General features: G+C 38.5%; 11 protein-coding genes. 8 read left to right on the top strand and 3 right to left on the bottom strand.

The features are described 5' to 3' along the window. Positions 1-14: 14 nt before the first annotated feature. Positions 15-1505: a betaine-aldehyde dehydrogenase gene (gene betB, locus ACRPLY_RS20345; RefSeq protein ID WP_176521382.1), complete on the bottom strand. Its 1491-nt coding sequence runs from the start codon at positions 1503-1505 to the stop codon at positions 15-17. A 630-nt stretch (positions 1506-2135) separates the two neighbouring features. Between betB and ACRPLY_RS20340 the strand changes: the two genes are divergently transcribed. Beyond that, positions 2136-3848 carry a sodium:solute symporter family protein gene (locus ACRPLY_RS20340; RefSeq protein WP_028412019.1) on the top strand — a complete coding sequence of 571 codons (1713 nt, stop codon included), beginning with the start codon at positions 2136-2138 and terminating at the stop codon, positions 3846-3848. 39 nt (positions 3849-3887) lie between these two features. Here ACRPLY_RS20340 and ACRPLY_RS20335 read toward each other — a convergent pair whose 3' ends face one another. Beyond that, positions 3888-5285 (bottom strand): amino acid permease, encoded by a 1398-nt coding sequence (locus tag ACRPLY_RS20335; RefSeq protein ID WP_028412020.1) that lies wholly within the window; start codon positions 5283-5285, stop codon positions 3888-3890. A 331-nt stretch (positions 5286-5616) separates the two neighbouring features. Between ACRPLY_RS20335 and ACRPLY_RS20330 the strand changes: the two genes are divergently transcribed. The 5 genes from ACRPLY_RS20330 to hpf all read left to right on the top strand — a co-directional run bounded on the left by ACRPLY_RS20330 (position 5617) and on the right by hpf (position 9804). Beyond that, positions 5617-6297 carry a hypothetical protein gene (locus ACRPLY_RS20330; protein ID WP_028412021.1) on the top strand — a complete coding sequence of 227 codons (681 nt, stop codon included), beginning with the start codon at positions 5617-5619 and terminating at the stop codon, positions 6295-6297. A gap of 202 nt (positions 6298-6499) precedes the next feature. Beyond that, positions 6500-8305: a flagellar filament capping protein FliD gene (gene fliD, locus ACRPLY_RS20325; RefSeq protein WP_028412022.1), complete on the top strand. Its 1806-nt coding sequence runs from the start codon at positions 6500-6502 to the stop codon at positions 8303-8305. A 16-nt stretch (positions 8306-8321) separates the two neighbouring features. Further along, positions 8322-8723 (top strand): flagellar export chaperone FliS, encoded by a 402-nt coding sequence (gene fliS, locus ACRPLY_RS20320; protein ID WP_028412023.1) that lies wholly within the window; start codon positions 8322-8324, stop codon positions 8721-8723. Positions 8724-8725: 2 nt separating this feature from the next. Beyond that, the gene (locus tag ACRPLY_RS20315) at positions 8726-9064 is read left to right on the top strand and encodes a hypothetical protein (protein WP_028412024.1); all 339 of its coding nucleotides are present in this window, start codon (positions 8726-8728) and stop codon (positions 9062-9064) included. 188 nt (positions 9065-9252) lie between these two features. Then, the gene (gene hpf / locus ACRPLY_RS20310) at positions 9253-9804 is read left to right on the top strand and encodes a ribosome hibernation-promoting factor, HPF/YfiA family (protein ID WP_013059750.1); all 552 of its coding nucleotides are present in this window, start codon (positions 9253-9255) and stop codon (positions 9802-9804) included. A 73-nt stretch (positions 9805-9877) separates the two neighbouring features. Here hpf and ACRPLY_RS20305 read toward each other — a convergent pair whose 3' ends face one another. Further along, a complete protein-coding gene (locus tag ACRPLY_RS20305; RefSeq protein ID WP_028412025.1) occupies positions 9878-10282 on the bottom strand; it encodes a GNAT family N-acetyltransferase in 405 nt (134 codons plus the stop codon). Positions 10283-10508: 226 nt separating this feature from the next. Here ACRPLY_RS20305 and secA point away from each other — a divergent pair, with 226 nt between their 5' ends. Both secA and prfB read left to right on the top strand, forming a co-directional pair. Beyond that, positions 10509-13025: a preprotein translocase subunit SecA gene (gene secA, locus ACRPLY_RS20300; protein WP_013059748.1), complete on the top strand. Its 2517-nt coding sequence runs from the start codon at positions 10509-10511 to the stop codon at positions 13023-13025. Between the two features lie 99 nt (positions 13026-13124). Next, positions 13125-14223, top strand: a protein-coding gene (gene prfB, locus ACRPLY_RS20295) for a peptide chain release factor 2 (protein WP_114896991.1) whose coding sequence is annotated in 2 segments (ribosomal slippage) — positions 13125-13187 and positions 13189-14223 — 1098 coding nt in all. Because the reading frame shifts where the segments join, the coding sequence is not laid out codon by codon here. Positions 14224-14481: the final 258 nt, after the last annotated feature.

Raw genomic sequence — 14481 nt, 5'->3', positions numbered from 1 at the left:
TTCCCCCTTAATTTTTATTGAAACCAGCGCATTGGCTGTGGATTTGTATTGGTATAAATATGTTTAATTTCCGTATACTCTTCTAGACCGATATGGCTAAGCTCTCTTCCAATCCCAGATTGCTTATAACCTCCCCAAGGAGCCTGCGGGAAGTAGGGATGATAATCGTTAATCCAAGTTGTTCCCATACGGAGTGCTTTCACTACACGTTCAGCTCGGTTCATATCACTTGTCCAAACAGCTCCAGCTAATCCATAGATCGTATCGTTAGCAAGTGCGACTGCTTCTTCTTCAGTACTGAAGCGCTCAATTGTCATAATCGGACCAAATGACTCTTCTTGGACAACTTTCATGTCTCCATGACAGTTTGTAAAAATAGTTGGTTCGATAAATAAGCCTTTTTGTAAAGAATCCTGAGTTGGACGCTTGCCTCCTAAAACAAGAGAAGCACCTTCTTGTTTCCCTAGCTCAATATAATGTTCCACTTTAGCTAGATGTTCTTTTGAGATAACGGGTCCCATTTGAGTGGCTTCGTCCATGCCGTCCCCTAGCTTAATTTTTTTGGCTTGTTCAATAACTGCTGAAACAAATTTATCGTGAATATCATCTTGAACGAGTAATCTCGCACCAGCTGAACAAACTTGACCAGCATGAAAGAAGACCGCATTTAATGCATAGTCAACCGCAGTGTCAAAGTCAGCGTCAGCAAAGACGATATTCGGATTTTTCCCTCCGAGTTCAAGAGCAATTTTTTTAAAGTTGCCTGCGGCAGCCTGCATGACTTTACGTCCAGATACTCCGCCACCTGTAAAGGAAACTAAATCTACTAAGTGACTCTCTGCCATTTCTTGTCCAACGGTCGCACCCGGACCGAGTACAATGTTAATGACGCCTGCTGGAAAGCCAACTCTTTCAAAAATTTTCATCATATGAATAGTTGTTAAAGGGGTGATTTCGCTTGGTTTAATAACAATTGTGTTCCCAGCAGCAAGTGCGGGAGCCAATTTCCAAGAGGCTTGCAATAACGGGTAATTCCAAGGAGTAATTTGGCTGCACACGCCTACAGGCTCACGGACAACGCGGCTAACAGAATCGGGATTAGGTGACTCAATCATCTGTCCGCCATCTTTATCTGCTAATCCAGCATAGTATTGAAAGACATCAGCAATTCCATCCATGTCTGCTAGGCTTTCAACGAGGGTTTTTCCGGTATTTAAGGTTTCAAGCTTTGCTAGTTCCTCGCGATCATTGCGAATTTCTTCCGCTACTTTAAATAACAAAGAACCTCTTTCGGCCGCTGTAAATTTAGACCATTCACCTGCATCAAAAGCTTTTCTAGCTGATTCAATGGCTTCTATGGCATCAGCACGATTTCCTTCTGTAACGACAGCGATAACCTCTTGATTAAAGGGGTTTACAATTTCTCTTTTCTCGCCGCTGCGTGCTTCAACCCATTGGCCGTTTATGTGCATTTTCTCAAGCATAAGTGTTTGTTCCAATAGCATCGACCTCCAAATAATAGAATTTGTTAAATTTATATTTAACGTTCTTAACAATTTGAATTATAGCATCGGCCATTTAATTTAGTCAAATTCAAAAACTTTAAATGTTCTGAATTTAAATTGATTTTCTTCTCTATTAAGAGCTGATTATTCGGATATTAAGAAAAAATTTAACAAAAAGCAATTAAAAAATACTGATTGCTATGTCCCTTGATACAAAAGGTTTTTTTATGTATGAGCTATGAGAATATTATTCTTTTTTTATATGAAAACCCTTAAACTTTTTTGACAATATCCTAAACATTCAGATATATTAACCATAGTACGATATCTGCTTGCATACAAACCTTGAGAAACAAAGGATTTTGAATGTGGAAATTAAGAAAGGAGTTTAGAGAGAAGATGAAAATAATTATGAATTTTTAGCTGAATAATAAAATAAGTCAATTTAAATTATTTTAATATAATTATATAAACGTAATTTCTCCCCTTCGTATTGGTATTTATAATCCAACTATTTATAGTTTATTCTAAAAAAATCTATTTTTAGGTTTAATTGTATGCTGGTAGGAAAAAGGAATAGAGGACAGTTATGTCTTTAGATTTCTTTATCAATTTAAAGGATGTGAGACGATGCAAAATGCTAAAAAGCCATTTCGTTCAGACACACAACAAGCCAGGCCTGAAAAGTCGAATGAGACTTCTGACTTTTCAGGGAAATCAAACAGAAACAACCGTCTACTAACCCCCTTATGGACAACTATTATAGGATTTTTCATCTTTATGGTTGTCGCATTTATCTATTCTCTCTATAATCCAGATCTCTATTGGCCAGGCCTCATTTTAATGTTCATTATGTATGGTGTTATTTACTTTATTGGTGCTCGAGCTGCTGCAAGTAAAAAAGGAAAATCAGATGATATGCTTGTTGCGGGAAGATCTATGCCGCTATGGATTTCAATGTTCACAATGACCGCTACTTGGGTAGGTGGAGGGTATATTGCTGGAACGGCCGAAACTGTTTATTCCTCAGGACTGACTTGGACGCAAGCGCCATGGTGTTATTCAATCAGCTTAATTTTAGGCGGTATCTTTTTTGCTAGAAAGATGAGAAGGTTTGAGTTTATGACAATGCTCGATCCTCTAGAATCTCGTTTCGGTAAGAAAATGGCTACGGTTCTTTATTTTCCAGCTATATTAGGAGAGCTGTTTTGGAGCGCAGCTATCTTAACTGCTTTAGGAACAACATTCGGTGTGATTTTAGGCCTCAGTTTTTCAATTTCCATCATTCTTTCCGCACTTATTGCCATTGCATACACCGTGATTGGCGGCTTGTGGGCAGTAGCACATACCGATATCTTACAGCTTTCTATTATGTTTTTAGGATTATTTCTGGTGCTTCCTTTTGCATTTTCGAATACGGGAGGGGTGGGAGCCGTTTTTTCTACTTATTCAGAAGGTATGACTGGTTCTCTTCATTTATTTCCTCCATTAAAAGGCTGGGAAGATCCAAAATGGGGAAATACATATTGGCAATGGTGGGATAGCACATTTTTACTTATTTTTGGTGGTATTCCATGGCAGATTTATTTTCAGCGCGTGTTATCTGCTAAAAATGAAAAAGCAGCAATGTGGCTATCTATTACAGCCGGCATTTTTTGCGCTCTAGCGGCCTTGCCTCCAACTTTAATAGGAATGATTGGTTACAGTGCGGACTGGTCTTCATTTGGAGCGTCAAGCCCTGAGAGCGCGTCTATGATTTTAACATACGTATTTAAATATCTAACGCCTGATTTAGTAGGAGCGATTGCGCTTGGAGGACTAGCTGCTGCCGTCATGGCTGCAGTAGCGGCTTCGTTACTTTCAGCTTCGGGAATGGCAGCTTGGAACGTGTATCGTCCGATTGTAAAACCAAATGCGACACAGGCGCAGTTAGATAAAGTTATTAAACGTTCTATCATTATCATTGGAACTGGAGCAACTTTAATTGCTTTAAACTCTGAGAGTGTCTACTCCTTATGGTATTTATCAGGGGACCTAGTGTATTGTATTCTTTTTCCACAATTGGTTTGCGCTTTGTTCTTTAAAGGAGCAAACTGGTACGGATCTTTGGCTGGATTCATTGTGTCTCTTGTTCTTCGAATCGGTGGAGGGGAACCGCTGCTTCATTTAAAAGCGCTGCTTCCGTATCCGATGATAGAAGACGGGGTGGTCATGTTTCCATTTCGTACATTTGCGATGGTAGGCGGGTTGTTAACTATTTTTATTGTTTCTTACGCAACGCGACGTATTTGCCCTCCTCAGCCGCTTCGAAACCTTCATCGTGACATATCGGTTGAGAAATAATCAAAAACAAAATAAAAAAAGCCGCAGATGCGGCTTTTTTTATTTTGCAATATTTTCTGACTCGGAAAATTGATCGTCAGGTCGCTTGTTATTTGTTTTTTTGATGAATGAGTATGAAAGAAGAACAACAGCGGTTAATCCAAGAGTTAAGAAAAACTGTGAGCGCATCGAATCAATAAATGCCATTGATAAGAAGATCACGGTAATAACAGCAATTGTTACGTATGTTAAATACGGGAACAACCACATTTTCATTCCTTTAATTGGCTGGTTGGCTTGAATCATTTTCTTACGCAGGCGTAAATGCGAAATAGCGATAGCTAAGTACACAATAAGAGCAATGGCTCCTGATGCATTAACTAAGAATAAAAAGAGTTTATCCGGCGAAACGAAGCTAAAGATAGCACATACATATGCGGCAGCTGTGCTAATCCATACGGCTCTTGCCGGCACGCCTGATTTGCTTACCTTTGCTAAAGCACGAGGAGCTTGTCCTTTTTGAGCTAATGATAAAATCATTCGCGAGTTCGTATATAAAGCAGAGTTTAAGCAAGACAAAACGGATACTAATACGACTAAATTCATAATTTGTGCAGCTGCTGGAATGTTGACCATTTCTAACATTGTTACGTACGGACTTTTTAGTAAATCAGCTGAGTTCCAAGGTAAAAGAGTTACTAAAATAGCAACTGAACCAATATAGAAAATTAAAATTCGCCATACGACACTGCGAATAGCAGTTGTAATAGCTTTTGCTGGATTTTCTGATTCACTAGCTGCAATAGCCGCAATTTCAGCTCCAAAATAAGAGAAAATAACGGTAATAACTCCTAAAAAGATAGAGTTCGTACCTTTTGGCATAAAGCCTCCGTGCCCCGTTAAATTAGCTAAACCAGGTGAAGATGTACCTGGGATTAATCCGAAAATAATAGCTAAACCGATTCCCATAAAAGCAACGATTGCCACAATTTTAATCATTGCAAACCAATATTCAAATTCTCCAAATGATTTGACAGAGAATAAGTTTGTTAAGGTTAATGCAAAGGTTAAGATTAAGCTTAAAAGCCAAATTGGTACGGAAGGGAGCCATTCATGAACAATTGCTCCTCCTGCAGTGGCTTCGATTGCAATTACAATTAGCCAGAAAAACCAGTAAAGCCATCCAACAGCATAACCTGCCCACGGGCCAATTCCTTGCTGAGCATATGTCGCGAATGAACCTTTATCTGGATTTACCATAGCCATTTCACCGAGCATACGCATTAATAGAACGACTAACAGTCCGGCTGCTGCATATGAAACTACTGCTGCTGGGCCTGTTGCGTTAATAACGGATCCGCTTCCTACAAACAAGCCGGCCCCGATAATACCTGCAATGGAAATCATGGAAACGTGACGTTGCTTTAACTTTCCGTGTGATTCTGTTTTGTTTCCCATCGTATTCACTCCTTTAAAATTATCGAAAGACTATTAGAAAATAAAGTAAATTCTGAAAATATAAATAGAAATTCCTCCCCTTACCTTTATAATAAGCAAGAAGTGTGCCAATTATCAAATTCCTATAAAAATCGACTTTAAGTTACTAAAATCGACGCATTTTAAGTCGAACAAGACTCGTTTTATTCACTATAGACTTATTCGCCATTTGGGATGTCGAGTATATACGTACATTTTATACAAGTTTTCGACATACATCTTATTTATCTTGTATGATAAAAGATAAATCGGTATTATGTTCCAAGAAGAATGTTTGAAAGGGTGCGTGTGTTTGAGAAAATTTATAGCTGTTATTTTTCTATTTATTATCCTTTTATTTGGGTTGTATTTTTTCGTTAGTCCAGTTAGAAATGTTGAAAAGCTTGATCAGACTGCTTCATTATCTTCACTAGCACAAGAAAAGTCCGCTCGTGCGACGTCGCTAGAACTGAACGGAGGCTCCCCTATTTTAGGCTACCGATTGAGCGAGAGCGATGTTAACGATTATTTGCGCAGCTACCTTTATGAAAATGATGAAACGGTTGAGGGAGCAGAAGCGGAGTTGCTTCCGGAACATATAAAATTTTATATTAATAAACATGTAGTATCTTTTATGGAATCACAGTTTGTAGTTGATGTAACACCAAATGCCGAGAATGGAAAGCTTGTTTTGAAGGTGAATAGTGTGCATTTAGGAAGAATGCCGATTCCGAGGTCTCTTGTATGGGATCGCTTAAATATTAACGAGTCTTCTGATGTCACGGTCGATAAAGAAATGAATGAAATTACTCTGCTCAATAATTTGCCAGATTCCATTTCGTTTGAGCAAGCAGATACAACGGATGAATATATAAATTTATCTGCCTCTGTAACCATTGATTCGTTACGAGATATTATAAATCTAGCACCATACCTTATTCCTAAGGATATTCAAAGGAATTTATCCCAGAAACTGAACTTGTTTGGCCAATAATAAAAAGCTCACTTATTGTAAAAAAATAAGTGAGCTTTTTCTATCTTGCACCCTTTGACCTATGAAAAAAATGTTCGTTTTACCGATACAAAATAGAGAAGTGGTGAACCTATGAACGAATAGGGAGATTCGAAAAAATATACTTATATTTTATGGCTAGCAGTTGATGGATAGATGAATAAAAAAACGGTGGTGATGGTAAGTGGTAAGAGTAAGTGGATTAGCAAGTGGGATGGATATTGATCAAATCGTCAGTGATTTAATGAAGGCTGAACGAATGCCTATTGATAAGATGAAAAAACAAAAGCAAACGTTAGAGTGGCAGCGCGACGATTATCGCTCTATGAATTTGCTGTTATCAGACTTTAATAATCTTGCTTTTAATATGACCTTGCAGTCTTCTTATTCGTCCAAAACGGTATCTTCAGCAGATGAAACAAAAGTAAAAGCAGCAGCTACTTCCTCAGCAGGAAATGCGTCTTATACCCTTTCAAACGTGACAATGGCGACTGCTGCTCAGACTATTAGCACCAGTATTGATTCTAGTATGGATCCGACGAAAAGCTTGTGGTCTCAACGCGGGTCGATGGATTCAAGTGTTTGGACTGAGAAAACAGTGGAACAAGCCGCCATAACATTAAGTGCGGATACTAGTACAGTGAAATTAGCTAAAGGTGCTGTTTCTGCTGTAAATCAGAACACAGGCACTTTAAACTCTATATCCGTTACCACGGATGGTACAAGTAAAGCGTATACCGTAAGAATAGGAACAGCGGCGGGAACTATAAATTCTAATGAAGTATTTATTAACGAAGACACAGGTGAAATGACGTTTGGTACCACATTAACAAGCGGCAGTACAATTGAAGCGTTCTCGTATCAGCAAAATGTGCTGAACTTTTCTATGACAACTTATGATAGTACAGGCAAAGCAACAGGAAATATTCAAGATGGGGGAAGTACGCCATTTGAATTTGACGGTTCCACCTCATTAAACACCCTTCTCACACAAATCAGTAATTCAAAAGTAGGCATTTCAGCTTTTTTTGATGAAGGAACGAATAAAGTTGTCATGACTCGTAAAGATACGGGGAATTTATCTTCTGTTGACAGTCCAGATGGATCCAATATGGTTTTTTCAGGAGCATTTTTGACAACGGGGTTTCTACAGCTTGCCGGTAATGCGAAAGGAACAGACGCAAAATTTACGCTAAACGGTCTAGAAACAACTCGTAAGTCTAATACATTTACAACGGGAGGCGTTACCTATACCCTTCAAAATAATTTCACAGGAGATGTGCGCGTTAACGTAAGCAATGATACGCAAAAAGTATTTGATACAATCAAAGATTTTGTGACTAAATATAATGAGCTGATTGAGAAAATTAATGGAAAGATTACCGAAGAAAGAGACCGAAACTATCAGCCTTTGACGGATCAAGAAAGAGAAAAGCTAACGGACAAACAAGCTGAGCAGTGGGATGATAAAGCAAAAAGCGGTTTGTTAAAAGGAGACACAATTTTATCAAGCGGGCTGAATCAAATGCGTTCTAACTGGTATGCCTCTGTATCAGGAGTGAGCGGAGCATTTTCACAGCTAACGGACATCGGTATTTCAACTAGCGCAAACTATAGTGATCGAGGCAAGCTAGTGATTGAAGGTGACGGGACTAAATTAAAAGAAGCAATTGAAAAAGACCCGCAGTCTGTTATGGATTTATTTATGAAAAGTGGAAGTACAACAAGTGAAAAAGGGATTGTACGACGTTTACGAGATACGATTACTCAAACCGTATCCAAAGTTGAGCAGCGCGCTGGCCGTTCAACATGGACAAGTGAACAATTTTTGCTTGGGCGGAATTTAAAAAGCGTAAACAGCCAAATTACTAGTTTTGAAAGCAGGCTCACACAAGTAGAGGACCGGTATTATCGTCAGTTTACAGCAATGGAGAAAGCCATTCAAAATGCAAATGCTCAAAGCGCGCAGTTATCGCAATATTTTAGTTAAGAAGGAGTGAACGTTTATGGCAGCAAATAATCCATATCAAGCGTATCAGCAGGGAGCTGTTCAGACTGCCTCTCCAGGAGAGTTAACGCTTATGCTGTATAACGGGTGTTTGAAATTTATCAAACTTGCACGAACAGGCATACAGGAAAAAAATATTGAGCTAAAAAATACGAATTTGTTAAAAGCACAAAATATTATTCAAGAATTAATGATTACCCTTGATACAAACGTGCAAGTTGCTAAGTCTATGATGACTATGTATGACTATATCAACCAGTGTTTAATTGAAGCGAACACAAAAAATGACATAGAGAGCTTGGATGAAGCCGAACAATATGTAACAGAGTTCCGCGATACGTGGAAGCAAGTTGTGCAGCTTCACCGCCAGCAAGTCCATGGAAGCGGCGGCCAAGCATAAATATGATAAACGAACTGTATCAGATAACTGACGAGATTTACCGACTTACTCAAATATTTTCTGACAAAAATCGAGAAGAGGACATTCAGAAATTAGAGTATCTTCTATTAAAAAGACGTGACCTCATGGAGAAGCTGCCGCCAAAAAGTAGAGATCATGAATGGATGGGTAAGAAAATTGTCGAAATGAATAAGACGATTGATCAAAATCTGATCTTCATCCGGCATCGAATCATGGAAGATCTCCGTTTGCTAAAAGTGAAAAAAAAGCATAATAACAGCTATGTAAACCCTTACGAAATGAAATCGTTTGATGGGATGTTTTACGATAAAAAAAATTAATTTTGCGTAAAAAATACAACCCTTCTTCTTATGAAGAAGGTCTATTTTTTTGGTTTTTTCATAAACTTTTCTCAGGTTCCAAAAATTTTCACTAAATTTTCTAAAAATTTTAATAGTTTAGGAAGGGATTGTGTCGGGTATTGTAGAATTGTAGAGGTATAGCAATGGATTAAAGGAGGAGTTCGAACATGATGTATAACATTCGCGGTGAAAACATTGAGGTGACTCCAGCAATTAGGGAATACGTAGAGAAAAAGCTTGGTAAGTTAGAGCGTTATTTCGACGAGACACCAACTGCTGACGTAAATGTAAACTTAAAAGTCTACAATAACGATCAAAAAATAGAAGTCACAATCCCAATGAATGATCTCGTATTGAGAGCTGAAGAGACCCACAGTGATTTATACGCAGCTGTCGATCTTGTCCTAGATAAATTAGAGCGTCAAATTCGTAAACATAAAACAAAAGTGAATCGAAAAATGCGTGAAAAAGGTGCTGAGAAGTATCTATTTGCAGCATTAGAAAGTGAAGCGAACGTAGCTGTTGCAACTGAAGAGGATGAATTAGAGCTAGTTCGTACAAAACGATTTAATTTAAAACCAATGGATAGCGAAGAGGCTATTTTACAAATGAATATGTTAGGACATAGTTTCTTTGTATTTACAAATGCTGAGACAAACATTACAAACGTTGTGTACCGAAGAAAAGATGGCCGATATGGATTGATTGAACCAAACTAAAGGTTACAGTCTTTCTTAAATAAGAGCAGTAAAATAAAAGCAGCGTGCTTCCGCACGCTGCTTTTTTAGCTGTTTAAAAAAATAGTTCCATAACTACATAGCGTGTAGAAGATTTGGTGAATACACGCGTGGTTTCTTTCATTTTGAATGCCTGATAAAAAGATACTTTATTTTCTCGTGCGTTACACCAGACCCTTCGTATCCCAAGATTCTTGAGTTTGAACAAAACTTCTTTTAGCAAATGACTGCCGTACCCTTTTCCTTGTTCTTCTTTGAGCGTAGCAAATTTCCGGAATTGAGCTTCATCACCTGTTATAAATAAGGAAACAACTGATTTTAACTCTCCTTTTTCAAACAGTCCATAGTGCATGCCTGATGGATCCTCTTTCAGCTGAACATAACTGAAATCTTTATGAGGCCACATGACGATATGTCGGACTTCCCAAGCTTGTTCTTTCGTAATCGTTTGAACGTTCATTCTACATTCCCCTTTTTTATTGTAAGAGTGAGGCAGGGAAAATCACAATAGAAAATAACTCCTTAATAGAGTAGTACTAGTAAAGAGACAGACGAAAAAGGGTACAAGTTGCTACTTGTTTAGCTGCAATGTTACAATTTTACTCAGAATGTTTTATAATGAAAGATACAGATATGAATGAAAATAGTATAAAATGTACTGATTATAAATAGAGGAGCGTTTTAATATGCTTGGATTATTTAAAAAAGTGTTTGACGGCAATCAGCGCCAAATCGGCCGTTTAGAAAAAATGGCGGACCAAATTGATGCGTTAGGTCCTGAAATAGCGTCTTTAACGGACGATCAGCTTCGTGAAAAAACAGCTGAATTTCAACAACGCTACCAAAATGGTGAATCGCTCGATAACCTATTAGATGAAGCTTTTGCGGTTGTACGTGAAGCAGCGAAACGTGTGTTAGGCATGTATCCGTACAAAGTTCAGCTAATGGGGGGTATTTCTCTGCATGAAGGGAATATCTCGGAAATGAAAACGGGTGAAGGTAAAACGTTGACAGCTACTATGCCTGTATACTTAAACGCCATTACAGGCAAAGGTGTACATGTAGTAACAGTCAATGAATACTTAGCGAGCCGTGATGCTAGTGAAATGGGTCGTTTATATGAATTCCTAGGCTTGAAAGTAGGGTTAAACTTAAACCATTTAACGCGTGAAGAAAAACAAGAAGCATATGCAGCGGATATTACGTATAGTACAAATAATGAACTAGGATTTGACTATTTACGTGATAACATGGTGCTTTATAAAGAACAAATGGTTCAACGTCCGCTTCATTTTGCTGTAATCGATGAAGTTGACTCTATCTTAATTGATGAAGCACGTACGCCGCTTATTATATCCGGCAGCGCACAGAAATCGACTGCGCTTTATATTCAAGCTAATGCATTCGTTCGCACGCTTGATAAAGAAACCGATTTTACTTTTGATATCAAAACAAAAAGCGTTCAGCTAACCGAAGAAGGTATGTCAAAAGCCGAGCGCGCATTTGGCATTGAAAACTTATTTGATATTTCACACGTAGCGCTAAACCATCACATCAACCAAGCGCTTAAAGCACATGTAACGATGCAAAACGATGTGGATTATGTAATTGATGAAGATCAAGTCGTAATCGTTGACCAATTTACTGGTCGTTTGATGAAAGGAAGACGTTTTAGTGACGGCTTGCATCAAGCTATCGAAGCTAAAGAGAACGTTGAGATTCAAAATGAAAGCATGACGTTAGCTACAATTACATTCCAAAACTACTTCCGTATGTATGAAAAATTATCAGGTATGACGGGTACAGCTAAAACGGAAGAAGAAGAATTCCGTAATATCTACAACATGCACGTTGTCGTTATTCCGACAAACAAGCCAATTTCACGTGATGATAAAGCGGATTTAATTTACAAGTCAATGGAAGGCAAGTTTAATGCGGTAGTGGAAGATATTGCCGAGCGCCACGCAAAAGGACAGCCTGTTCTTGTTGGTACAGTTGCGATCGAAACATCTGAAGTTTTATCAGCATTATTAAAGAAAAAAGGCATTCGCCATCACGTTTTAAATGCAAAACAGCATGAGCGTGAAGCGGATATTATCGAGAATGCGGGTCACAAAGGTGCGGTAACAATCGCAACGAATATGGCCGGTCGTGGTACGGATATTAAACTAGGTGAAGGTGTCGTTGAAGCTGGAGGTCTTGCTGTAATTGGTACAGAGCGTCATGAATCACGCCGTATTGATAATCAGCTCCGCGGACGTGCTGGACGTCAAGGGGACCCAGGGGTGTCTCAATTCTATCTATCCATGGAAGATGAATTAATGCGCCGATTTGGTTCTGATAATATGATGGCGATGATGGATCGTCTTGGTATGGATGATTCACAGCCAATTCAAAGTAAAATTGTAACAAGAGCTGTTGAATCCGCTCAAAAACGCGTTGAAGGTAATAACTTTGATGCGCGTAAACAATTGCTTCAATATGATGATGTTCTTCGTCAGCAGCGTGAAGTTATTTACAAACAGCGCTTTGAAGTGCTTGATTCAGACAACTTACGTGCGATTGTAGAACGTATGATTGAATCAACGCTACAGCGTGTGGTTGAGGTAAATACACCGCGTGAAGAATTAGAAGAAGAATGGAATTTACAAGCGATTATTGATTACGTAAATGCTAATGTTCTTGAGGAAGGCGAAGTCACAGAAGAAGATCTTCGCCGTAAAGAGCCTGAAGAAATGGTAGAACTGCTGGTAGATCATGCAAAAGCTCGTTATAATGAAAAAGAAGAGCAGCTCCCTGAAGAACAAATGCGTGAATTCGAAAAAGTAGTTGTTCTTAGAGCAGTTGATTCTAAATGGATGGATCATATCGATACGATGGATCAGCTTCGCCAAGGTATCCACCTTCGTGCGTACGGCCAAACAGATCCTCTTCGCGAATACCAAATGGAAGGTTTTGCGATGTTTGAAAATATGATTGCAACCATTGAAGAAGAAGTGACGAAGTATATCATGAAAGCAGAAATTAACAACAACCTTGAGCGTCAAGAAGTAGCGCAAGGTCAGGCGGCTGTTCATCCAAAAGAAGGAGACGCGCCGGCTAAGAAGAAGCCAAAAGTAAATGCGATAGAAGTTGGCCGAAATGATCCTTGTATCTGTGGAAGTGGCAAAAAGTATAAAAACTGCTGCGGTAAAGAATCATAAAATAAGAGTCAATTAGTATAGAATGAACTAGTACAGGAAGGAAATGAGTCTTCTCATTTCCTTCCTGTGCGTCAAAAATAAAATAGAGGTGTTTAACTCATGGATTTAGTAGAAATTAAGCAAGAACTTGACAAAACAGCTAAGCGATTAGCGGACTTTAGGGGGTCTCTTTGACCTCGATACAAAACAAGCTCGTATCGATGAATTAGATGAGACTATGGCTGATCCAAATTTTTGGAATGACCAGCAGGCAGCTCAGACTGTTATTAATGAAGCCAATGGTTTAAAAGATGCAGTAAATCAATTTAACCACTTAGATGAAACATACGAAAATTTACAGATATCTCATGAACTTGTAAAAGAAGAATACGATGAAGATTTAGCAGAAGAACTAGTTAGTGAACTAAAAGAGCTTATTTCAGGCATGAACGACTTTGAATTACAGCTGCTTTTAAGCGAGCCGTATGATAAAAATAACGCCATTTTAGAATTGCACCCAGGTGCTGGTGGAACAGAATCACAGGATTGGGGTTCAATGTTACTACGTATGTATACGCGCTGGGCGGAGAAAAAAGGTTTCAAAGTAGAAACACTTGATTACTTACCTGGGGATGAAGCTGGTATTAAAAGTGTAACGCTTTTAATTAAAGGCCATAATGCGTACGGGTATTTAAAAGCTGAAAAAGGCGTTCATCGTCTCGTTCGTATTTCTCCGTTTGATTCATCAGGCCGTCGCCATACGTCATTCGTATCGTGCGACATAATGCCGGAATTTAACGATGAAATTTCAATTGATATTCGTACGGAAGATTTGAAGGTTGATACGTACCGTGCAAGCGGTGCCGGAGGTCAGCATATCAATACAACAGATTCAGCTGTTCGTATTACTCACCTCCCAACTAATGTAGTCGTATCTTGTCAGACGGAACGTTCACAAATTAAAAACCGTGAGCAAGCAATGAAGATGTTAAAATCTAAGTTGTATCAGTTAGAAATTGAGAAGCAGCAAGAACAGCTAGCTGAAATCCGCGGAGAACAAAAAGATATTGGATGGGGAAGTCAAATTCGTTCTTACGTATTCCATCCGTATTCGTTAGTAAAAGATCACCGCACAAATACGGAAGTCGGAAACACGCAAAGTGTAATGGATGGAGATCTAGATCCGTTTATTGATGCGTATTTACGTTCTCATATTTAATCAAAAGGCAGTATACCTCGGTATGCTGCCTTTTTTTAGTTGTTAGGACTTTGTAAAATTTGAATGAAGAAAAACGAGCGTAAAGAACTATTTGTAGATAGAAAATTAAGAAAATGCAGAAATTTAAAGGTTGCTGTCGTCCGTTCGCTTATTTTGTCAATGAAATAAAATGGTTTAAAATACCTATTTTATGGTAAATGCTTCTTTACAATCCTTTATACCTCTTTTACAAACAGCTTTTATAATTTGAGTTGAATC

Origin of the sequence: Priestia sp. TGN 0903 (assembly GCF_050846855.1) — a bacterium.
Lineage (GTDB): Bacteria > Bacillota > Bacilli > Bacillales > Bacillaceae_H > Priestia > Priestia zanthoxyli.
This window is presented reverse-complemented; position numbering and strand designations above follow the sequence as displayed.